The following is a 22,495-nucleotide window of genomic DNA, read 5'->3' as shown; positions in this document are numbered from 1 at the left end:
TTATGCTAGTTAGCAAATACAAGCGTTAACTCAACTCACCAATCGTAAAACGATTGTAAGAGAGAGGGTTAAATAAAACAAAGCTTGGACGTGTCGGAAATTCCACAACTTATAAGCAATACTTCCGCAAGTCAAAGCGATTAATGCAGGATAACTTAGCTGTAGTAAAGGTAATAGAAGGAGACTGATATTTTCGAAGTTTAAAATAGAAATTAGGTATGAGGGTATCAGAGTGAAAATTACTGCATTAGAGTACGTCATTCTTTTTGATGAGATGATGCGGGCTACAAAGTCAGCAAAGATCCCAACTAAAGCTATCTCTGTCGTTAAGCAAGCTACAAACACACATACACCGGTTAATAAACTATTTGGTCCGAGAGCAATAGCAGAAATTCTTCCTAAAATCTGTCCTTTACTTACATGGGCTAGCAAACCTGCGTGCCGAGAAGCACACAACGCAAATCCTAGATAAATTAATCCGAGAAGTGCTGCAGCTAAAGCAAAAGCTAAACCTAAAGTGCGTTTGTCTTTTTTATTGATTTTTTGAAAGTTTAAAGGTGTTTCATCACTAGCTTCTCCATTTTCTAGTAGTTGTCTTATAGAAATTAAAACAATAGAGCAAAAGAAGAAGGCTGCAAGAAGGTCCATAGTATTGAAGCCTTCTATAATCCCCGCTAACCAAGCTTCTCTGGGACTTGCTGATGCCATAAAGCTAGGATTTGCGGGAATTACTAATCCTTTAAAGATTATCCAAATAAGAGTAACTAACATCACTGGGAAAAATACAGACCCTAACCATTGGATAAGTTTACTGAGTTTGCAAGCAAATAGATAAATCAAAACACAACAAATCAAACTAAAAACAGGAAGATTAGGAATTAATGTTGTTTTTGAATCCGATAGCGACACTAAAGTGGCATGCGAAACGGCGATCGCTCTAGGTATCCCTCCAAAAGGACCTATCAAACATAAAATTGCTATGATGAAAAACATTCCAGGCATTTTTCCAATGGAAGAAAAAAAAGTTTTGTAATCTCCGGAATACAATAGCATACTGAATAAGCCTAGTAGGGGAACGCAGACTGCGCTAAGGATCATGCCGAAACAAGCAAACCAGGGATGAGCATGGTAATGATAACCCAAGGCTAGTGGAAATACTATATTGCCCGCTCCAAAGAACATGGCGAAAATAGAGCCTCCTATCGACCAAACAGAGAGCTCTTTTTTAGAACTAGCCCTATTAGAAGCGTTTTTATTCATTATATTAAAAATTGCGATATCGAGGTAGTAAGTAGGTGCCCAGTCTAAAAGATTTCTGCGTTAGAAAGCAAAGTAAATTTCATTCATGACATATACAGAGGGAAAACTTTATATGAAACTATTTCTATTTTTAAAAACGGAACATATTATTTCTCAAGGGGTTTTGTTTGTTTTTTTTATAAGATCTTCTGATTAAATACGCGCATATTTTGCATTTGTTTGTGTCGTGGTAGAGAGCAGGGCAGTACTCTCTGGCGTAGTAGATGAGTTGTAAATGGAGTTTTGGAGAATTAGCTTCTCCGAAAAAAAGAACAAGATCTTTTTCTGCTGCTGAAGGACTTCGTTTATTAGAAATCTCCCAACGTTGGGATAATCTTAAGATATGTGTGTCTACAGGAAAGGTTGGTATTTCATAAATAATTCCTAAGAAAACAGATGCAGTTTTCCTCCCCACTCCTGGCAATTGTGTTAATAGCTCTAGAGAAGCCGGGGGCTCCCCATTATATTTTTCTAACAATATCTTTGTTAAATTATGTAAGTAGGCAGCTTTTCTCCTGCCGAGGCCGCAAGGCGAGATTATGGAGTATAAGTTTTCTAAGGGCAGTTGCACTAAAGTCTGCGCATCAGGAGCAAGGGAGAACAACCTTGGGGTTACAGCATTTACAGCTTTATCGGTAGAATTTCCTGAAAGTAAAATAGCAACAAGGAGCTGAAACGGAGTTCTCCACCCCGTTAACGACGGTTGCGGATCAGGAAATAGCTCGTTTAAAGTGGAAAGAATAAAATTTTTAATACAATCTCTATTTCCCAATACAAAACCTGCTAAAAATTTCTCCCAGTATAGTTTCATTAATTTCAGATCCAGAAAGATTCCCTGTAGTCTGAAGAGCTTGTCTTAATTCTAAAGCAATAAACTCAGGGGGGGATTGACGCTGCAGTCCTTCCTGAGCTGAGAGCAAATATGCACGCATTTGTTGTAGTATTGTATGATGTCGCGAAGAAACAAGAAAGACTTTTGCATTCTTGCCCAACTGTTGTTTTTGCATCCATTTTTGGATAAATTGTTTGAGCTCAAAAATACCCGCCCCTGTTTTTGCTGAGACAGCTAATTGAGGTAAGGTAGTTTCAATATGAGGTGGTGTTGCTAGATCTGATTTGTTCCAAAGAAGGAGGGAAGGTTTTCGCATTAAGATTTCTGGAAGAGGTGGTGGAGGTTGTGTGACATCCATAACCCAAAGAATTGCTTCGGACTCTTCCATAGCAGCAATTGCACGCTCAATACCTTCTTGTTCTATAGGATTATTGGTTTCTCGCTGTCCTGCAGAGTCGATAAGTCGAATACGTTTCCCTTGTAACATCCAGGTTTCTTCTAATGTATCTCTTGTAGTTCCGGGGATATCCGTAACGATGGCGCGATTTTTATTAGTCAGTGCGTTAAGAAGAGAAGATTTTCCTGCATTAGGGTGGCCTGCTAATATAATACTCGTTCCTTGAGCAATCCTTTGCCCTTGATCAAAACTAGCAATGAGGTCTTCGATGATCAAAATAGCCTCATTTAGTCGATTCATCGGTTCCTTCATATCCGGCTGTTCTTCTTCAGGGAAATCCGCAAGAACTTCAATAAAGGCTAAAGATTCAATAATAAACGAAGAAATCTTCTGAACTTTCTTTGAGAAGTGTCCTTGGAAATGGTTCTGCGCTATATGAAATGCGTCTAAACTATCGGCAGCAATAATATTTTGAATAGCTTCTGCTTGAATAAGATCAATCTTTCCATTGAGAAATGCGCGTTGAGAAAATTCTCCAGGGAGAGCAGGGCGAGCTCCTTCGGCTATCAAAGCTGCTAAGATTTGGGAGCAGGAAAAATAGCCTCCATGACACTGTAGTTCGACAACATCTTCCCCTGTGAATGAACGCGGGGCTCGCATGATTAATAAAAGGGTTTGATCGATTTGCTGGCCATTGTAACTTACCGTGCCTAGATGTGCCGTATGGGAAGAAAAAGATGGTACGGATCCGGAGAAAATTTTGTCTGTGATTTGAATAGCTTCTGGGCCCGATATACGGACAATAGCAATACTTCCTTCTCCTGGAGGTGTGGCTATGGCAGCAATAGTATCGTTTTTAATCATGAAAATGGATGAAAATAAAACTAAATTGAGAGTTAGGATATCAGGTCCCCCATTAAAGATGTAGACAGGTTTTTTAACGATTTTTATTTAATTAGTTTGGAATATTTTTAATAACTTTCTATAGTCGCCTGTTTTGATCTCATAGGTCGAGGACAAGTGAAGAAACTGCAGTATATTGATCGCTTAACTAATCAAAGAGTAACGGAATCCGTATGTTATGAAAAAACTATGACGTTTCTATATAGATCTAAATTAGGAAAAAGACTATCCACGCTATTATCTAGATCTCCAATTCTGTCACGTATCTATGGTTGGATTCAAAAACGTTCTTGGACACGTAGAAAAATTCCCGGATTTGTAAAGAGAAATCATATCAACACAAAAGACTTCAAAAAATCTCTTTCCGAGTTTTCCTCTTTTAATGATTTTTTTACTAGAGAGCTCCTCCCTGAAGCGCGACCTATTGCTCAAGGAGATAATATCTGTGTGACACCTGTAGATGGTGCATATCTGATTTACTCGAACATAGCTGAATTTGGAGAATTCGTTGTTAAATCCAAGCGCTTTTCTCTTTCAAAACTTTTAGGAGACCCGAGACTTGTTGAAAAATATGCTTCCGGTAGTGTGGTTTTTGCCCGTTTAGCTCTTTTTGACTATCATCGTTTTCACTTCCCAGTAGATTGTTTACCGGGGCCAACGCGCACTATCAATGGATATTTATTTTCTGTACATCCGATGGCATTAAAAGATAATTTTAATATTTTTTGTGAAAATAAACGTACACTAACTGAGCTGAAAACTGGGGCATTTGGAGACGTACTTTACCTAGAAGTAGGGGCATTGAATGTTGGCTCTATTATTCAAACCTACAGACCTGGGGAAAAGTATTCTAAAGGTGATGAGAAAGGCTTTTTTGAGATAGGTGGCTCTACTGTTATTGTGTTGTTTCAACCGGGATCTGTGCAATTTGACGCAGACTTATTGAAGAATTCGCGAATGGGATTGGAAACGCGTTGCCTTATGGGACAATCTTTAGGGCGTTCTTTGAGAGAATAATTTTAAAGACTTTAAAGGTTTTTTTTGGTATCGCAAAGAGAGAGAAAAGAGAGAGTTGGCGAATTATGTGGCTAGTCATCCTATGGGCTTTAGTTGCAAGTTTGACAACAGCTTTAGTTTTTAAAGTCTATTGTCACGTTTCCCGTTTCCGTCGTTATGCAGCTCAGGTGATTCGAGAGGTTCATTTGAGCATGGAGCTGAAGGAGTGGTCTGTCGCAGAACAAAAACTCTTGCCCATCTTAAAAAAACGTTGTTACCGTCGTCAGTGTTTATTTGATTACATGCGTATTCTTCGCAATTTGAGTCGCTTTGACGAGGTAGAAAAACTATTAGACGAAGCACGCAGGTTAAATTTACGCGGGCCTCAATTTTTGTTAGAGATAGCCTACAAAGCGTACCGTCATGGTGCGTATAAAGAATCTTGTCACGCCTTTTCTTTAGTTTCGAAAGATATATTTGAAGAACAAGATGTCGCGAAGTATGCATCAGCTTTAGTGCATGTAGGGAACTTAGATGCTGCGTGTAGTGTGATTGAACCGTGGATTTCTCCTCTATCCCATCAAGAGACCTACATTACTGTTGGAGATATTTATTTTATATCTAAGCGGTACAAAGACGCTATAGAGTTTTATAATCGTGCCTATACTTTAGGCCCGTGCCCTTTAAAAGTTATCTATAATTTGGCTCACTCTTCTCGTATTTGTGGTAATTATTTAGAGGCAGGAAAGCTATTTCGCAAGTTATTGTCAGAGCCGGCTTACAAAGAGGAGTCTCTATTCAACATCGGTTTATGTGAACAAAAACAAGGTCGATCTAAAAAAGCTTTACTTATTTATCAAAGCAGTGATTTGTGGTCCCGAGGAGATGCTCTGTTGATGAAGCACGCTGCTTTAGCAGCTATGGATCAAGGTGATCACCATCTAGCTGAGTATTGCTGGAATTTAGCATTTCAATGTTGTACATATGCTGAGGATTGGCAATGTAGTTTAGGTTATGGCTTTAGTTTATGTTGTTTGAAGAAATATTCTGATGCCGAAAAGATGTACCTTAAAGTGATTCAGAAGTTCCCTAATTGTCCTACGGCATGCAAGGCTTTAGCCTGGCTGTCAGGGGTTGGATATGCATCAATAGTGACAGCAGAAGCTGGTTTAGAGTACGCAAAAAAGGCTCTGCAGCTCAATCATTCCTCAGAAACTTTAGAATTATTGAGTGCTTGTGAAGCTCGTTCAGGGAATTTTGACGCTGCTTATGAAATACAAGCATTTTTGTCAGCACAAGATGTTTCTTTGCAGCAAAAGAAGCGTCGTTCGCAAATTATGCGTAATTTACGCCGAAAGCTACCTTTGAATCATCAGCATGTTGTAGAAGTAGACACGCTACTTGCTGCTTAAATTCTTTTTTTATTTCTCTATCTTTATGACAAAAGTTTTTTGTCTCCTTTTCTGGAGAAAGAAGAATATAAGAGAGGGAACTTTTGTTCCTTTTATTCACCATAATCGAGTATGGTATTAGCAGATGAGTTTTCATAGGAATTAATAGATTATTTTCCAAGCAATTATATTAAATTAAGCGACGTATGTTAGATTTTCTTAAACGTTTCTTTGGATCTTCTCAAGAGCGCACCTTAAAAAAATTTCAAAAACTTGTGGATAAGGTAAACCTCTATGATGAGATGCTAGCTCCTTTGTCTGATGAGGAGTTACGTAATAAAACAGTAGAGTTAAAAAAGCGTTATCAGGAAGGCGAATCCTTAGATGATATGCTTCCCGAGGCTTATGCCGTAGTTAAAAACGTATGCAGGCGTTTAACAGGAACTCCTGTAGAAGTGTCAGGTTATCATCAAAATTGGGACATGGTTCCCTATGATGTGCAGATTCTTGGTGCTATAGCTATGCATAAGGGCTTTATAACCGAGATGCAGACAGGAGAGGGGAAAACTCTTACTGCTGTTATGCCTCTATATTTAAATGCATTAACAGGCAAGCCTGTGCATTTAGTCACAGTTAATGATTATCTTGCTCAAAGGGACTGTGAGTGGGTTGGATCTATATTGCGTTGGTTAGGTTTAACTACCGGAGTATTGATATCCGGATCTCCTTTAGAAAAAAGAAAAGAAATTTATCGTTGTGACGTTGTCTACGGTACAGCATCAGAGTTCGGGTTTGATTATCTCAGAGATAATTCTATTGCAACTTCTGTTGATGAGCAGGTTGGTCGTGGGTTTTATTTTGCTATTATCGATGAAGTGGACTCAATTTTAATTGATGAAGCTAGAACTCCTTTAATTATTTCTGGTCCCGGGGAAAAACATAATCCTGTTTATTTTGAACTTAAAGATAAAGTTGCTGACCTCGTTCAGTTACAAAGGGAGTTATGTAACCAGTTAGCTCTTAAAGCTAGACAGGGACTAGAATTGTTCTTGGATATGGATATCCTCCCTAAGGATAAAAAAGTTATTGAAGCTATCTCTGAATTTTGCCGTAGCTTATGGTTAGTTAGTAAGGGAATGCCTTTAAATCGTGTTTTGCGTAGAGTGCGCGAACACCCTGATTTGCGAGCAATGATAGATAAGTGGGATACTTATTATCATGCTGAGCAAAATAAAGAAGAGAGTATAGAGAAGCTATCTCAGCTTTATATCATTGTTGATGAACATAATAATGATTTTGAATTGACAGATCGTGGCATGCAACAGTGGGTTGATAAGGCTGGAGGTTCTGCTGAAGATTTTGTCATGATGGACATGGGGCATGAATATGCTCTTATAGATAGTGACGATTCATTATCTCCGACAGATAAAATCAATAGAAAAATAGCTATTTCCGAAGAAGATACTAGGAGAAAAGCTCGAGCTCATGGCTTACGGCAACTATTAAGAGCGCATCTTCTTATGGAACGCGATGTGGATTATATTGTTCGTAATGATCAAATTGTCATCATTGACGAGCATACGGGCCGCCCGCAACCAGGTCGTCGTTTTTCCGAAGGACTGCATCAAGCAATAGAAGCAAAAGAACATGTCACTATCCGTAAGGAATCACAAACTTTTGCTACAGTTACCTTACAGAATTTCTTCCGTCTGTATGAAAAACTCGCAGGTATGACGGGAACAGCAATTACTGAATCTAAAGAGTTTAAAGAGATTTATAATCTATACGTATTGCAGGTTCCTACGTTTAAAGCATGTTTGCGTGTAGATCATAATGATGAATTTTACATGACAGAGCGTGAAAAGTACCACGCGATTGTTAAGGAAATTGCCCGTATACATGAAGTGGGTAACCCCATTCTCATAGGAACGGAGTCTGTAGAGGTGTCTGAGAAACTTTCTCGTATTTTGAGACAAAATCGCATAGAACATACAGTTTTAAATGCGAAAAATCATGCTCAAGAAGCAGAGATTATTGCAGCGGCAGGAAAGCTGGGCGCTGTGACCGTAGCCACTAATATGGCTGGCCGTGGTACAGATATTAAGCTGGATGAAGAAGCTGTAGTTGTTGGAGGTCTTCATGTTATTGGTACTAGTCGGCACCAGTCACGCCGTATTGATAGGCAGTTACGCGGGCGTTGTGCACGTTTAGGAGATCCTGGTTCGGCTAAATTTTTCCTATCTTTTGAAGATCGGCTGATGCGTTTATTTGCATCTCCCAAGTTAAATGCATTGATTCGTCATTTCCGTCCTCCTGAAGGAGAGGCTATGTCGGATCCTATGTTCAATAAGCTAATTGAAACAGCGCAGAAACGGGTTGAGGCAAGAAACTATACTATTCGCAAGCATACTCTTGAATATGACGATGTTATGAATAAGCAAAGGCAGACTATCTATGCTTTTCGTAATGATGTTATACGCTCTGAAGATATCTTTAGTTTAGCTAAGGAAGCAATATATCATGTTGCATTAATGATCGCTTCATTGATAGTCAGCCATGATCATCCTACAGGGAATTCTCTTCCTAAGCTAGAAGAATGGATGAACTATTCTTTCCCTCTGCAGTTGAATATTGAAGAATTGAAAAGATTGAATTCTATAGATGCCATTGCAGAACAGGTTGCTGATGATCTCATAGAAGTTCTCCAGAATAAGTTTGCTTCTATGGTGCAGGAAATTACAGAAGCAGCTGGAGATGAAGTAGATGCTAGTGGTATCTGTAAAGATATTATTCGCTCGGTCATGATTATGCATATCGATGAGCAATGGAAAATTCATCTTGTAGATATGGATTTATTACGTAGTGAAGTAGGTTTACGTACTGTAGGTCAGAAAGATCCTCTTATCGAATTTAAACATGAGTCATTCTTACTATTCGAAAGTCTTATTCGAGATATTCGTATCGCTATTGTAAAGCATTTGTTCCGTTTAGAGTTGACGATGACTAGAGAACAACGGCCTCAAAATGTGGTGCCCGTTGTTGCCACATCTTTCCAAAATAATGAAAATTTCGGTCCTTTGGAATTAACAGTTATCAGTGATTCTGACGATGAATAAAAAGAGCTTTAGGGCTGGGCTAGCTTCCAGCCTTTTCCCTTACTTTACTAATTTATAGTTTTAAATAAATATGGACCACTCAGACCAGGATTGTGCGTCGTGGTGACGTATCCAAAATGTTCTGTGATTATCCCCAATCAGAAATTGTACATGATGATCGCGATTGCGAGTTGTCATGCAAATGATAATGTTACTTAATGATTCCGATCCTTTCGGAAAATCTTTAGGGGCATTAAGAAATGTTTCTACATTTGTAGTGAGAAGGAAGTCTGATTCTAATAAAGAGTTAAAGTCGTAAGTTTTGCTTTCGATAGTTTTTGGAGGAATATTGAACCATAGGTCCCATTCCCCATTTAGACAACTACGAGTATAGGCGTGATTGTCGTCACTAATGTAGAATTGGCGTATTACGCCTTTAAGGATTGATTCTCCAAGCACTATAAGGAGATCACCATTATCTTTCTCTTCTTCAACATAAACACCAGTCTCTTGGTATTTGTCTAAGGAGAAGGCCTCTTCTGATTGGTAAAGAAGCTCATCAAGTGAATGGTGGTAATCAGCTTCTGATGTATCGTAACGATCATGGTTCATGGTTAAAGTCTCCAAGAAATAATTAATTTGTTATTATTATTTTGTAATAATAATATTTCATTTTTTAAACAAATTAATTTGTTCTTTTCGTTTTTTCTTTAAATTCTAAATCAAAAGGAATGCCGTATAAATTAAATGCTGATTTCAAAGTGTTTTTTAAATAACACTCATAATGCTTAGTTAATAATGATTTTGCATTAATAAATAGTAAGAACTGGAAGGGTGTTGCTGTTTTATGAATAGCGTAATAAACACGTAGTCTTCTTCCGTTAATTACTTGGGGATGATGTTTCTGGAGAGCTAAGGCGAGTGTTTTGTTAACTACCGGTGTAGGGACTTTACTTGATACTGTTTCATAGAGTTCATCAATAGATGAAAAGATCCGACGTAGGTTGCGTTTTGTTACCGCAGATATGCAAAGGATCTTCGATTGACCAATATAAACATCTGTAGCACGTAAGTCGCGAATATAATGTTCCATGCGCACGCCTTCAATCAAATCCCATTTGTTAACAAGAATAATGTGGGGCTTTTTCTGTTTAGATATCAGAGAAAGAATACGTTTATCATAAGAAGATAGGTGATGCGTAGCATCAATGACGAGTAAGCAAATATCAGCACGCGCTATGGCTTTTTCTGTTCTAGAAGAAGAGATCCATTCTATAGAATTTTTCACGCTTTTCATTTTTCTCAGACCCGCGGTGTCTATAAACAGATACGATCGGTCATTATGAGAATAAAGAATATCGATATTATCACGAGTGGTTCCAGGGATATTATCAATGATGCAACGCTCTTCATTTAATAGTGCGTTAATGATAGAGGACTTCCCGACATTAGGACGACCTATAAGAGCGATTTTTAGGGGTTTATCTGCTACTGAAGACATGGAAAAGGAGGAGTCTTCGTTTTCGTAATCGGATAGAAACTCTTCAGTTTCTAAAGACTCCATGACAGGAACTTCTTCCTCATGAATGTCTTCTATAGGCTCTTCAGCAACTTCAGGAACATTAGCGAGAGTTTTAATTCTGTGTATAAGCTTATCGATATGTTTATCGTGACTTGCGGATACAGTAAGAATCTCAGAGATTCCTATTTTATATAGTTCGTGAACACGGTATTCATCTTTTAGTGTATCTGCTTTATTTGCGACGAGAATCAAAGGTTTTTTTAAGCAAAGAAGCTGTTTGGCAATCTCCGCATCTAATTCTGTAATCCCACAGCGGATATCAATGACAAGCAGTAATATATCCGCTTCGTTTGCTCCAGCTAAAGCTTGCTTATAAATATGTTTTTGGAAGTGATCTTTAGAATCTTTATCTACTCCTCCAGTATCGATGACTTGTACAGGGATTCCCCATCCACATATTTCTCCGTATAGTCGGTCTCGTGTCGTTCCTTCTTGTGAGTTGACTATAGCCAAAGATCGTTTGCACATGCGATTGAAAAGAGAAGATTTCCCTACATTGGGTCTTCCTAAAATAGCAATCCGTAGCATGATAAGCTCAATTAATCTAAGTTTTGAATAATTATAGGAAAAATAATAAGAGCTAAAAAATTAAATCTAAAGAAATAAAATCGATTGAGTGTTTAAGGGAAAAGTTTATTTTGCGATATATCTTACTTCCAGAAACCCTTTTCCTTTAGCAGGGTTAAAATTTTTTCTTTGTCATGACACTCATTTTCTATAGAGAGTATCTCAGCTTCTTTTAATAGATCTCCGAGTAGTCTTCCTGGTGCAATCCCTCTAGAGATGAGATCGGGAGCAGAAACCAAGGGAGACGCAGTTTTGATTCTGACAATGAATTGTTCTAAGCGTTCTTCTAGTTCCTGAACGCGGGCGATGAAATTTTGTTGTTTAGCAAGATCTTTTTGGGTTGCTGAAAATAGAGATAGAAATAGATTTGCTGTCGGAGAAGCTAGAAAGTGCGCCCAGAAAACACGATTATTACTGACATTCTGGAAGTGAGGAAGTGCTTGATACCACAGTTGTATTAGTTTCAAATCTTTGTTTGAGATTCGTAAACGAGTAAAAGCTACACAAGCAGCTTCTTCGCTCACACCTTGAAATAGAGGAAGTAGAAAGCAAATTTCAGGGAAATCTAGAGGGTTAAGTCTTTTAGCAAATTCGATACTTGTGCGCAGTAAGCTCGGAGGAATATCCCGAAGCTCGGGGAAAATTACAGTAATGATTTTAAGTTGTATCAGTAAGGATAAAGCTTCATAAGGATTTTTTTTCAGCATTTTCTTGAGTTCCTGCCAGATTCTTTCTGGAGATACGGAACATACTAACGAAGGGGCTTCCTTAATAATGGCACGTTCTGTAGCAGGATCTAAAGTAAATCCTAAAGAAGAACTAAAACGTATAGCACGTAATATACGGAGCTTATCTTCGGAGAAACGTAATTTAGGATGACCGATAGCACGTATTACACGCTTGTCGAGATCTCTTCTTCCTTCAACAAGATCAAAGAGCTTTTCTTCAAATGGATCGTAATACATCCCGTTTATTGTAAAATCACGGCGTAAAGCATCTTCTTTCATTGATGAAAATATCACACGTTCAGGATGCCGTCCGTCTTTATAATTTTCATCACTACGAAATGTAGCTACTTCGAATAAGAGGTTATTTTCTTTAACAACGATAATACCGAAAGCGGCTCCTAAGGCTAGTGTGTCAGGAAAGATAGTAGAAACAATAACAGGAGGAGCGCTAGTGGCTATGTCAATTTCTTCTATGGGCTTGCCCATGAGCATATCGCGAACGCAACCACCAACAAAATATGCTTGATAGCCGGCATTACGTAACTTCAGAAGAATCTTTTTTGCAGCTTCTAGGGCGATTGTTGTCATTACATCCCTAAATAGAGAAGAAGAGAAATTTAAGCTATAGCTTCTGGAGCTCTTCTGATAATCACCGGAGCTTTATTCTCTAAGATCGTGTCTTCTTGAATCCTTATAGCTTCTACTGTAGGATCAGAAGGGATCTCAAACATCAGATCTCGGAGTAAGTTTTCTAAAATCATACCTAAAGCTCTGGCTCCAGTTTTTGCCAGCTTTGCTTTTTTTGCTATAGCATATAGAGCTTCTTTTTCGAATATCAACTTTACATTTTCTTCTGAAAATAACTCGATATACTGCTTCACAATTGCATTTGTGGGTTCGGTAAGAATAGCAACGAGTTCATCCAAGGAAAGCTCTTCGCAGTTAACAATACAATTGAATCGACCAACAAATTCAGGAATCATACCAAAAGCAATAAGATCCTCTGTTTCTACTTTTGTGAGTAGGTGATCACGATCCTTTTGAGAGAAATCTCCGATGTCATCAGAGAAACCTATTGTAGTTTTTCCTAATCGTTTGGCGATAATCTTATCTAAATGAACGAAAGCACCACCAACTATGAAAAGAATATTCTCTGTATTTACACGGATATATTCTTGATTAGGATGTTTACGTCCTCCTTTAGGGGGGACATTTGCGGTAGTACCTTCTATTATTTTTAATAAAGCTTGTTGAACACCTTCGCCAGAAACATCTCGGGTAATGGAAACATTAGCTGTAGTTCTACCAATTTTATCAATTTCGTCGATGTAAATAATTCCCCGCTCTGCTCTTGCGACATCGTAATCAGCAGCTTGTAACAGTCTTAAAACGATGTTTTCCACATCTTCACCGACATAGCCCGCTTCGGTAAGTGTGGTTGCATCAGCAATTGTGAAAGGTACATCTAAGATTTTTGCTAGAGTTTTAGCAATAAGGGTTTTACCCGATCCTGTAGGACCCAAAAGCAAAACATTGGATTTGCCATAGCTGACGTGTTTGTTGTTTAATAAAGCACGTATGCGTTTGTAGTGATTATATACAGCGACAGCGATGGTTTTCTTTGCCCTTTCTTGCCCGACAACATATTTATCAATATGTTTTTTGATCTCTTTTGGAGTAAGTACTTGAAGATCCGGATGCTGAGGGGCTGTTTCTGTGGATGCTCCTGAGGATGATGTAGACGTTGGCTTTTTATCTAAAATCCCTGAGCACAACTTAATACAGTAATCACAAATATAGACAGAGGGACCTGCTATCAATTTTTCCACATCTTTTTCAGAACGCCCACAAAAAGAGCAGATGGTGAGATTTTTTTTGTTCATAATGACTCTCTAGGAGATGGTGTCCTTATCTTTTGTGTCTTTTGCTGAAGAGACCACTTTATCAATTAAACCATAGGAGATTGCGTCTTCAGCTCCCATAAAGAAATCTCTTTCAGAATCTTCTATGATTTTTTCTACAGGTTGTCCTGTGCACTCAGAAAGAATATTTGCAAGGTGTTTTTTTAATGTTAAGATTTCTGCAGCTTGTAGCTGAATATCAGCAGAAGTCCCTATAATTCCTCCTGAAGGCTGGTGGATCATCATCCGACTGTGAGGTAGAGCATAACGCTTACCTTTAGTCCCCGCAGAAAGTAGTAAAGCTCCCATAGAAGCCGCTTGACCTATGCAATAAGTATTTACATCACAACCTAAGAAACGAATAGTATCATAGATAGCCAATCCAGCTGTGATATACCCTCCTGGGGAGTTAATGAAAACTTTAATATCCTTTTTAGGATCTTCGGACATGAGGAAAAGTAGTTGTGCTATGACAGTATTAGCGAGGGGCTCTGTAATTTCTTGGCCAATCATTACAATGCGATCTTTTAAAAGACGCGAGTAAATATCCATGGCTCGCTCGCCACGACCTGTATCCTCGACCACATAAGGCACCAATGTCATTTGCATTTCCTCTCAAAATAGTTTCTTTCCCGCATATATACTCAGACGCGGAAAAGCAATTCCAACAATACACATATTCATTTTTTATGCTGTTTTGCTTGAAAACAAGCCCACACATTAAAATGTTGAATTCTATGTTTAAGACTTTCTTGGGTCAAGTGTTTTCCTCTAGCTCGATTATGCAGAGGGCGCTGTCGCTGATTCTTTTGCTTTGGATAGAACTTTTTCCATAGCTTTATGGTAAGTTAAGCGATCACGAGCTGCCATCACTAATTCTTGTAAAGCTTCTTTAGAGATATCTCGAGGAGGCTGCATTCCATAACGTTCCTTAGAACATACATCCATCATGTATTGAAGCTCTTCACGACTGATCACAAGCTTTTCATCATTGAAAATCTTATTGGCTAGGAAAAACAGTTTTAAAGTTTTTTTAGCTTCTAATTCTGCTTCTTTTAATAAATCTGATTTTTTATTTTCTAGTTCTTCGTCGGAACAATATTGAATCAATCGAGCGTTGAGTAGTTTTTCTCTGGTTAGCATAGCTAAACGATCTTCTAACATAGATGTTGGAAGGTCGAAATCGATAATACTTGCCAAGGCATTTTCTGCCTCAGTAAAGCGCTGTTGGCGTTGTCTATCTTTTGCTTGATTTTCTAATTGAATGCGTAGCTTTTTCTTTAAATCTTCTAGAGATTCAGCTTGTAACTGACGAGCTTTGACATCATCAAGCTCAGGAGCAACAACTTCAATAACTGCGTTAACAGTAAAGGTTAAAACATCTCCGTTGAGGAATGATTGGATTTCGGGAGATGCTATAATTTCAGTCACACGGTGACCTGCAGAAATGCCTAGAAACTTAGTTTTGAAAGCGTCGGTCATTTCTTCTTCACAAAGTTTGAAGTATTTATTTTCAAAAATTGGTGTAGGGACGCCTTCTCCATTTTGTTTGGATACATGAAGGGATAACGAGATGAAGTCGCCTTCTTGAGAAGTACGAGTTACAGGAGTTTTAGTGGCGAAGAAATAAGAAATATTAAGTAATCCTTTTTCCATTTCTTCATCAGTAATATCTTTTACATCTGGTTCTTCTGATAAGGATAGTTTATCCCAAGGAATGTCAGAAATCGTTGGGAAAGCCTCGTAGGTAAAATTTACTTGACCACCTTCATTTATATCAGCTTTTGTTACCGAAGTAGATTTGATAGCTTGCGGGGAAAGAGGCCTTCGGTCTCCCACAGAGGCTAAAGCCTGATAGGCTGATTGAATGAGTAGTTGATTTAATTCTCTAGTGACCTGGCTGGGGTAGCGAGAAACGATAATTCCGTCTGGAGCTTTGCCTTTGCGGAACCCTGGCAAAATGACGTCTTTCTTTATCTTTTTTATGGCCTGTTTATGAAGCTTATCTAAGAGTTGAGGTGTAGTTTTTACTTCAGCAGAAACAACGCACCCAGGCTGTTCTTCTAAATTAACAGAAAATTGTTCGTTAGAAAAATTTCGCGACACAAGACTACCCTTTGAAGCTTTTCTGGAAGGAAAAGCGGGTGATGAGGCTTGAACTCACGACCTTCACGTTGGCAACGTGGCGCTCTACCACTGAGCTACACCCGCAAGAAAAGCAACATTCTAGATATTTGATGAGTTTTTATCAATGACTAGTCAATTACAAGAGTAATAGTTAGTGCAAAAAAGCAGGTGAAAATACAAGAGAAAAGGACTGATAAAATTTTTCATTGATTTAGCATGGGTAAACAGGTACAAGTAAGCTGATTCAATCAGAACTCTATAATTTAGAGGAGAAATGCTCAATTTTCGCAAATTACGAAGGGATTTTACAGCTAACATTTTGCAAGATGGCAAGGAACTTTTTGACCAAGGAGCTGTGATTAATGCGAAAATCCTGTCTATGAATGGAGAATCAGTCTGCATAGGAGCGCAGGTTCGAGGGCTATATGACAACGTATATGAATGTGAAATAGAAGTTGATCGATCGAAATCTGATACCATAGATTCTAACTGTGACTGCTCTTATAACTATGATTGTCAGCATATAGTAGCGCTGCTGTTTTATTTAGAAAGGTATTTCAATGAAATGGTAGTGGCTTATTCTCAAGAAGCTAACTTAGAGACGAATCAAGAGATAAACGAAGATGTTAAAAAAGAACTTCAGGAAACTTTTGTCGCTGCTGCAAATAGAGAAGAAGAACGAAAAGACCGTGCTCATCAAAAAGAAATCTTAAGTGAGTACATTCATGCGGCTAATGTATTAAGCGCAAATCCATTTTTCCTTCCTCAGGAATATATCGAGAAGAATTCTGCAGAGCTTGCCGTTTTATTTGTTGCTTCCAATGATGAAGTATTCCGTCCGAATCAGCATGTAGAATTTCAATTAGTTTTACGTCTTCCTGGTCGTTCTAAACCATTTTACATTTCAAATATTAAAACATTTCTTGAAGGAGTGTTGTATCAAGAGCCTATTATCCTGAATGGACGTCACTTCTTTTTCACAATGCAATCTTTTAATGCTTCCGATCGCAAGCTTATAGATTTGCTGATTCGTTATGTTCGTTATGCTAACCAACCGCCTGAAGAGAAATTGTTGAAATCAGCGTACCTTACGTTAACCTCTTTAGGTGTCATTTTAGCAAAGATGTATGAACATCAAATGGCGGATCGTGGAGGATGTCAATCTGGAGAGAAAGAAAGTTTCTCAGGAATATTCTGTGGGAATCTTGAGGAGCCTTTATATTGGTCTGTTACTCCAGCTAAGATGAAGTTTGATTTAGACTTTTTCGATACTCCATACAAAGCATTACTAATGACTCCATTGATCCTTGTGGATGATGAAACGCTTCAGCCAGAGCAAGCGATTCTTTTAGAATCTAATGTTCCTGGTATTATTCATAACAATGTATATCACCATTTTGCTCCTCAAATTCGACGTGCGCACTTACGTTCTTTCTCAAAGTTGCGTGATGTTACTATACCAGAAGCTTTATTTGGTTCTTTCCGAGAAAATGCTCTTCCTGTGTTTAAGGAATATGCAGAGGTTTCTAATGTCGAAGTTCTGAATTCATTTGTCACTCTTCCTTATGTTGAGGATGTTCGAGGTGAATGCAATATTAGTTACTTGGATGGAGAGCTAGAGGCAAAGTTGTATTTCATTTACGATGATCTAAGGGTTCCTGCTGTTCCTTTTTCTTTGCAATTTGACGAGATCCGCGCGTTTATTCGTGAAGATGGTATCCTAGCAAGGAATCTTGTTGAAGAGCGTAAGATAATAGATGAGGTCTTTTCTGGTTTTATCTATGACGAGCGAGACGGGGCTTTTCATGTAAAAAGTGAAAAGAAAATTGTTGAGTTTATGACAGAAACTATTCCTAATAACCAACACAGGATAACATTTAATTGTCCTGAGACCCTTTCTGATCAGTTTATTTATGATGAAACTGTCTTTGATCTTGCTTTCAGAGAAGGTTCCGAAGTCAATACTTATGAAGCAGAGCTGAAAGTAAACGGCTACTTGAAAGGAATCAGCTTAGACCTACTTTGGGATTGCATAAGCGCTAAAAAACGTTTCTTAGAGCTGCCAAAGAAAGGGCGTCATGTCAAGACGCGAAGAGGTAGAGCTTCAGGTTCTACAACACTTCCTTGTATTTTGGTTTTAGACCTAGAGAAGATCTCTCCAGTTATTCAGATCTTTAATGAAATCGGTTTTAAAGTTCTGGATGATTTTGTAGAAAAGTGCCCTTTATGGAGTTTAACAGGGATTTCTCCAGGGCTTTTCAAAGGTCTTCCGGTTAACTTCAAAATGACGAAAAAGTTAGCAGAAATACAAAAACAAATTCGTGGAGAAGTTGATTTTAAATTCCAAGAGATTCCTGCGCAGATACAGGCAACATTGCGTAGTTATCAAACTGAAGGGATTCATTGGTTAGAACGTCTTAGAAAGATGCATCTCAATGGTATTCTTGCCGATGACATGGGACTTGGGAAGACTTTGCAAGCAATTATTGCGATTACGCAAAGTAAGTTAGAGAAGGGCAAGGGGTGTTCGTTAATTGTCTGCCCAACATCTTTGGTATACAATTGGAAAGAAGAGTTCCGAAAATTCAATCCGGAATTTAAGACTGTGATTATTGATGGTGTCCCTTCATATAGACGTAGACAACTTGCTGCTTTGTCAGATTATGACGTTGCCATTACCTCGTATAACCTATTACAAAAGGATATCGATGTATACAAGGATTTTGTCTTTGATTATGTAGTTTTAGATGAAGCCCATCATATTAAGAACCGTACAACGCGTAATGCGAAATCTGTAAAAATGATTCGTTCGGGGCATAGATTAATTCTAACAGGTACCCCGATTGAAAATTCTTTGGAAGAGTTATGGAGTTTATTCGATTTCTTAATGCCCGGTTTATTAAGCAGTTACGATCGCTTTGTTGGTAAGTACATCCGTACCGGCAACTATATGGGGAATAAGACCGACAATATGGTGGCTTTGAAGAAAAAGGTAGCGCCATTTATTCTTCGTCGTATGAAAGAAGATGTATTGGAAGATTTGCCTCCTGTTTCGGAAATTCTGTATCACTGTCATCTTACAGATTCGCAGAAAGAACTGTATCATTCTTACGCAGCTTCAGCTAAGAAAGAGCTTTCTCGTTTGGTGAAACAAGAAGGTTTTGATCGTATTCATATTCACGTTCTTGCTACACTTACTCGTTTAAAACAGATCTGTTGTCACCCTGCGATTTTTGCAAAAGACGTTCCTGAGCCAGGAGATTCTGCAAAGTATGACTTGCTGATGGATCTTCTTTCTTCTCTTGTGGAGACAGGACATAAAACGGTCCTCTTTAGTCAGTATACCAAGATGTTGAGTATCATCAAAAAGGACTTAGAGGCTCGTGGAGTTCGTTTTGTTTATTTGGATGGTTCCACCAAGAACAGATTGGAAATAGTTAATCAGTTTAACGAGGATCCTGGATTATTAGTCTTCTTGATTTCGTTAAAAGCAGGGGGAACAGGGTTGAACCTGGTTGGTGCAGATACAGTAATTCACTATGATATGTGGTGGAATCCTGCTGTAGAAAATCAAGCGACAGATCGTGTACATCGTATAGGGCAGAATCGTTCGGTGTCTTCGTATAAGTTAGTTACGTTAAATACAATCGAAGAAAAAATTCTAACGCTGCAAAATAGGAAAAAGAGCCTTGTAAAGAAAGTGATCAACTCTGATGATGAAGTCGTTTCCAAGTTGACTTGGGAAGAAGTACTGGAATTGCTACAGATATAATGCTATGAGCCCACATCGAAGCTTATTTAAAATTAAAAATCTGTCTAATCGCTTGTACAACAAGACTCTAGGTCGTTTTGATAAAGTTTTCAACTTTTTTTCTGGTAATGTTGGCATCGATTTAGGAACAGCGAACACTTTAGTTTATGTTCGTGGCCGCGGTATTGTGCTCAGTGAGCCTTCTGTAGTCGCTGTAGATGCTCAAACTCACACGGTTCTTGCTGTTGGTCATAAAGCTAAGGCTATGTTGGGGAAAACCCCACGTAAGATAATGGCTGTTCGTCCGATGAAGGACGGTGTGATTGCAGATTTTGAAATAGCGGAAGGAATGTTAAAAGCGTTAATCAAGCGTGTTACTCCTTCTCGTAGCATGTTTCGTCCAAGAATTTTAATCGCTGTTCCTTCTGGGATTACCGGAGTGGAAAAACGAGCTGTTGAAGACTCGGCTTTACATGCTGGAGCTCAGGAAGTGATTTTGATAGAAGAGCCGATGGCTGCAGCTATTGGTGTCGATCTTCCTGTTCATGAGCCTGCTGCGAGTATGATTATTGATATCGGTGGTGGGACTACCGAGATAGCTATTATCTCTTTAGGAGGGATAGTAGAATCACGTTCTTTACGTATTGCTGGGGATGAGTTTGATGAGTGTATTATCAATTACATGCGTCGTACTTATAATCTTATGATAGGCCCCCGTACAGCTGAAGAAATTAAGATTACTATTGGTTCTGCGTATCCTTTAGGAGATCATGAGCTTGAAATGGAAGTTCGTGGTCGTGATCAGGTTGCGGGGTTGCCTATTACAAAAAGGATTAATTCTGTAGAAATTCGTGAATGTTTAGCAGAGCCTATCCAACAAATTATTGAATGCGTCCGTTTAACTTTAGAGAAATGTCCTCCAGAGCTGTCTGCTGATTTAGTTGAACGTGGAATGGTATTAGCGGGTGGCGGGGCTTTAATCAAAGGTCTCGACAAGGCTTTAAGTAAAAACACAGGACTTTCGGTAATTACAGCACCTCATCCTTTACTTGCTGTTTGTTTAGGCACAGGGAAGGCTTTAGAACACCTAGATCAATTCAAGAAACGCAAAGGGAATATGGTATGACCAGTCTATGGAGCAATGAAATTCAGCATGAAGGTTTAAAACAGTGGATCCAAGAAGTTGCTGAATTAGTAACTCCTAAGGATATACGTATATGCAATGGCTCTGATTCTGAATATGCCGAAATCTATGGCATAATGCAAAAATCGGGAGTGGCTATTCCTTTAAATCCAGATCTACATCCCAACTGTTTTTTAGTACGTTCTTCTCCTGAAGACGTTGCTCGTGTTGAACAGTTTACTTTTATTTGCACTAAAGAACAAAAAGATGCTGGCCCAACGAATAACTGGCGTGATCCTGATAAGATGCGTGAGGAGTTACAAGGTCTTTTTAGAGGCTGTATGCGTGGAAGAACTTTGTATGTAGTTCCTTTTTGCATGGGGCCGTTAAATTCTCCCTTTTCTCTTATCGGTGTAGAAATTACAGATTCTCCCTATGTTGTGTGTTCTATGAAGATCATGACGCGTATGGGAGAGGAAGTATTAAAATCTTTAGGAACATCTGGGGTTTTTCATAAGTGTTTGCATAGTGTGGGGGTTCCTTTAGCTCCCGGGGAAAAAGACTTAGCCTGGCCTTGTAATCCTGAGCATATGCGTATAGTCCACTTCCAAGATGATAGTAGTGTAATGTCATTTGGTAGTGGTTATGGGGGAAATGCTTTACTTGGGAAGAAATGCGTTGCTTTGCGTTTAGCTTCATATATAGCTCGTTCGCAAGGTTGGCTTGCTGAGCATATGTTAATTATAGGTGTCACTAACCCTGAAGGGCAGAAGAAGTATTTTGCAGCTTCTTTCCCAAGTGCGTGTGGTAAGACCAATTTGGCAATGCTAAAGCCTAAGATACCTGGGTGGAAGGTCGAGTGTGTTGGTGATGACATTGCTTGGATACGTCCCGGCCCTGATGGAAGGCTATATGCTGTAAATCCTGAATTTGGTTTTTTTGGTGTTGCTCCGGGAACATCGGCAACCACAAATCCTAATGCATTAGCCACGTGCGGTTCGAATTCAATATTTACTAATGTTGCTTTGACTCCTAATGGAGATATTTGGTGGGAGGGACTTACGAGTCAGCCTCCTGAAGGCCTTATAGATTGGCGTGGGAATCCTTGGAAACCTGGAGGAGCACCTGCTGCGCATCCGAATTCTAGATTTACCACTCCGTTGAAACAGTGCCCTGTTTTAGATCCTCAATGGAACAGCCCAGAAGGTGTACCGATAGAGGCGATTATTTTCGGCGGTCGTCGTTCTGAAACTATACCTTTGGTTTATGAGGCTTTGAGTTGGCAACATGGGGTCACCATTGGTGCGAGTATGTCTTCAGCAACTACTGCGGCTGTTGTTGGTGAGCAGGGGAAGTTGCGTCATGATCCTTTTGCTATGCTACCTTTCTGTGGTTACAACATGGCATATTATTTTGATCATTGGTTATCTTTTGCTTCTAATGCAAGTTTAAAATTACCAAGGATCTATGGTGTGAACTGGTTTCGTAAAGATAGGAATGGTAATTTTATCTGGCCTGGGTTCAGTGACAATCTTCGTGTTTTGGAATGGATTTTCCGCAGAACAAATGGAGAGGAGGCGATCGCCAAGAAAACACCTATTGGTTACTTACCAGAAGAGTCTTCATTAAACTTAGAAGGGTTGCACTTGTCTACGCAAGCTCTACAGGATCTATTGTCAGTGGATATTCCTGGATGGCTTAAAGAGGTGGCCAACGTGCGTGAGTATTGTAAGATTTTTGGCTCTGACCTTCCTCAAACAATCACAGATGAGTTATTCAGAATAGAAAGTGAATTAAAATAAT

General features: G+C 38.9%; 15 protein-coding genes and 1 tRNA gene. 6 read left to right on the top strand and 10 right to left on the bottom strand.

What is annotated here, in order from left to right; translation table 11 throughout:
* Positions 1-30: 30 nt before the first annotated feature.
* The 3 genes from brnQ to mnmE all read right to left on the bottom strand — a co-directional run bounded on the left by brnQ (position 31) and on the right by mnmE (position 3,392).
* Positions 31-1,260: a branched-chain amino acid transport system II carrier protein gene (gene brnQ / locus E1N70_RS01555; RefSeq protein WP_131743821.1), complete on the bottom strand. Its 1,230-nt coding sequence runs from the start codon at positions 1,258-1,260 to the stop codon at positions 31-33.
* A gap of 130 nt (positions 1,261-1,390) precedes the next feature.
* Positions 1,391-2,110, bottom strand: a complete 720-nt coding sequence (locus E1N70_RS01550) for an endonuclease III domain-containing protein (protein WP_420836552.1) — start codon at positions 2,108-2,110, stop codon at positions 1,391-1,393.
* Positions 2,061-3,392, bottom strand: a complete 1,332-nt coding sequence (mnmE, locus tag E1N70_RS01545; RefSeq protein WP_131743819.1) for a tRNA uridine-5-carboxymethylaminomethyl(34) synthesis GTPase MnmE — start codon at positions 3,390-3,392, stop codon at positions 2,061-2,063. Before mnmE ends, E1N70_RS01550 begins: the two co-directional genes overlap by 50 nt.
* Positions 3,393-3,548: 156 nt before the next feature.
* Between mnmE and E1N70_RS01540 the strand changes: the two genes are divergently transcribed.
* From E1N70_RS01540 to secA, 3 genes are all read left to right on the top strand, one after another.
* Positions 3,549-4,448, top strand: coding sequence for a phosphatidylserine decarboxylase (locus E1N70_RS01540; protein WP_131743818.1), 900 nt, complete (start codon positions 3,549-3,551; stop codon positions 4,446-4,448).
* A gap of 65 nt (positions 4,449-4,513) precedes the next feature.
* Positions 4,514-5,839 carry a tetratricopeptide repeat protein gene (locus E1N70_RS01535; RefSeq protein WP_131743817.1) on the top strand — a complete coding sequence of 442 codons (1,326 nt, stop codon included), beginning with the start codon at positions 4,514-4,516 and terminating at the stop codon, positions 5,837-5,839.
* A gap of 185 nt (positions 5,840-6,024) precedes the next feature.
* Positions 6,025-8,934: a preprotein translocase subunit SecA gene (gene secA / locus E1N70_RS01525; RefSeq protein WP_131743815.1), complete on the top strand. Its 2,910-nt coding sequence runs from the start codon at positions 6,025-6,027 to the stop codon at positions 8,932-8,934.
* A 60-nt stretch (positions 8,935-8,994) separates the two neighbouring features.
* Here the strand turns inward: secA and E1N70_RS01520 are convergent, their stop codons facing one another.
* The 7 genes from E1N70_RS01520 to E1N70_RS01490 all read right to left on the bottom strand — a co-directional run bounded on the left by E1N70_RS01520 (position 8,995) and on the right by E1N70_RS01490 (position 15,902).
* Positions 8,995-9,525 carry a hypothetical protein gene (locus E1N70_RS01520; RefSeq protein WP_131743814.1) on the bottom strand — a complete coding sequence of 177 codons (531 nt, stop codon included), beginning with the start codon at positions 9,523-9,525 and terminating at the stop codon, positions 8,995-8,997.
* Between the two features lie 73 nt (positions 9,526-9,598).
* The gene (gene der, locus E1N70_RS01515; RefSeq protein WP_131743813.1) at positions 9,599-11,023 is read right to left on the bottom strand and encodes a ribosome biogenesis GTPase Der; all 1,425 of its coding nucleotides are present in this window, start codon (positions 11,021-11,023) and stop codon (positions 9,599-9,601) included.
* 122 nt (positions 11,024-11,145) lie between these two features.
* Positions 11,146-12,378: a CCA tRNA nucleotidyltransferase gene (locus E1N70_RS01510; protein ID WP_131743812.1), complete on the bottom strand. Its 1,233-nt coding sequence runs from the start codon at positions 12,376-12,378 to the stop codon at positions 11,146-11,148.
* A 29-nt stretch (positions 12,379-12,407) separates the two neighbouring features.
* The gene (clpX, locus tag E1N70_RS01505) at positions 12,408-13,673 is read right to left on the bottom strand and encodes an ATP-dependent Clp protease ATP-binding subunit ClpX (RefSeq protein ID WP_131743811.1); all 1,266 of its coding nucleotides are present in this window, start codon (positions 13,671-13,673) and stop codon (positions 12,408-12,410) included.
* 9 nt (positions 13,674-13,682) lie between these two features.
* Positions 13,683-14,294 carry an ATP-dependent Clp protease proteolytic subunit gene (locus tag E1N70_RS01500; RefSeq protein ID WP_006343578.1) on the bottom strand — a complete coding sequence of 204 codons (612 nt, stop codon included), beginning with the start codon at positions 14,292-14,294 and terminating at the stop codon, positions 13,683-13,685.
* Between the two features lie 177 nt (positions 14,295-14,471).
* Positions 14,472-15,797 carry a trigger factor gene (tig, locus tag E1N70_RS01495; protein ID WP_131743810.1) on the bottom strand — a complete coding sequence of 442 codons (1,326 nt, stop codon included), beginning with the start codon at positions 15,795-15,797 and terminating at the stop codon, positions 14,472-14,474.
* A gap of 33 nt (positions 15,798-15,830) precedes the next feature.
* Positions 15,831-15,902: transfer RNA gene (locus E1N70_RS01490), tRNA-Gly, on the bottom strand.
* Between the two features lie 190 nt (positions 15,903-16,092).
* Between E1N70_RS01490 and E1N70_RS01485 the strand changes: the two genes are divergently transcribed.
* From E1N70_RS01485 to E1N70_RS01475, 3 genes are read left to right on the top strand one after another with little or no spacing between them, the layout of a single operon-like run.
* Complete coding sequence (locus E1N70_RS01485; RefSeq protein ID WP_131743809.1) at positions 16,093-19,590, top strand: DEAD/DEAH box helicase; 3,498 nt, start codon at positions 16,093-16,095, stop codon at positions 19,588-19,590.
* A 4-nt stretch (positions 19,591-19,594) separates the two neighbouring features.
* Entirely contained in the window at positions 19,595-20,695 is a 1,101-nt protein-coding gene (locus E1N70_RS01480) for a rod shape-determining protein (protein ID WP_006343575.1), read from the top strand.
* Positions 20,692-22,494 (top strand): phosphoenolpyruvate carboxykinase (GTP), encoded by a 1,803-nt coding sequence (locus E1N70_RS01475; protein WP_131743808.1) that lies wholly within the window; start codon positions 20,692-20,694, stop codon positions 22,492-22,494. The genes E1N70_RS01480 and E1N70_RS01475 overlap by 4 nt, the downstream gene beginning before the upstream one ends.
* Position 22,495 lies beyond the last annotated feature (1 nt).

Origin of the sequence: Chlamydia buteonis (genome assembly GCF_900634605.1) — a bacterium.
GTDB classification, from domain to species: Bacteria; Chlamydiota; Chlamydiia; order Chlamydiales; family Chlamydiaceae; genus Chlamydia; species Chlamydia buteonis.
This window is presented reverse-complemented; position numbering and strand designations above follow the sequence as displayed.

What these genes read in the sequence shown, in the direction of transcription:
- brnQ (WP_131743821.1), bottom strand. Translation starts at nt 1,260, where the DNA reads ATGAATAAAAACGCTTCTAATAGGGCTAGTTCTAAAAAAGAGCTCTCT.
- E1N70_RS01550 (WP_420836552.1), bottom strand. Translation starts at nt 2,110, where the DNA reads ATGAAACTATACTGGGAGAAATTTTTAGCAGGTTTTGTATTGGGAAAT.
- mnmE (WP_131743819.1), bottom strand. Translation starts at nt 3,392, where the DNA reads ATGATTAAAAACGATACTATTGCTGCCATAGCCACACCTCCAGGAGAA.
- E1N70_RS01535 (WP_131743817.1), top strand. Translation starts at nt 4,514, where the DNA reads ATGTGGCTAGTCATCCTATGGGCTTTAGTTGCAAGTTTGACAACAGCT.
- secA (WP_131743815.1), top strand. Translation starts at nt 6,025, where the DNA reads ATGTTAGATTTTCTTAAACGTTTCTTTGGATCTTCTCAAGAGCGCACC.
- E1N70_RS01520 (WP_131743814.1), bottom strand. Translation starts at nt 9,525, where the DNA reads ATGAACCATGATCGTTACGATACATCAGAAGCTGATTACCACCATTCA.
- der (WP_131743813.1), bottom strand. Translation starts at nt 11,023, where the DNA reads ATGCTACGGATTGCTATTTTAGGAAGACCCAATGTAGGGAAATCTTCT.
- E1N70_RS01510 (WP_131743812.1), bottom strand. Translation starts at nt 12,378, where the DNA reads ATGACAACAATCGCCCTAGAAGCTGCAAAAAAGATTCTTCTGAAGTTA.
- clpX (WP_131743811.1), bottom strand. Translation starts at nt 13,673, where the DNA reads ATGAACAAAAAAAATCTCACCATCTGCTCTTTTTGTGGGCGTTCTGAA.
- E1N70_RS01500 (WP_006343578.1), bottom strand. Translation starts at nt 14,294, where the DNA reads ATGACATTGGTGCCTTATGTGGTCGAGGATACAGGTCGTGGCGAGCGA.
- E1N70_RS01485 (WP_131743809.1), top strand. Translation starts at nt 16,093, where the DNA reads ATGCTCAATTTTCGCAAATTACGAAGGGATTTTACAGCTAACATTTTG.
- E1N70_RS01480 (WP_006343575.1), top strand. Translation starts at nt 19,595, where the DNA reads ATGAGCCCACATCGAAGCTTATTTAAAATTAAAAATCTGTCTAATCGC.
- E1N70_RS01475 (WP_131743808.1), top strand. Translation starts at nt 20,692, where the DNA reads ATGACCAGTCTATGGAGCAATGAAATTCAGCATGAAGGTTTAAAACAG.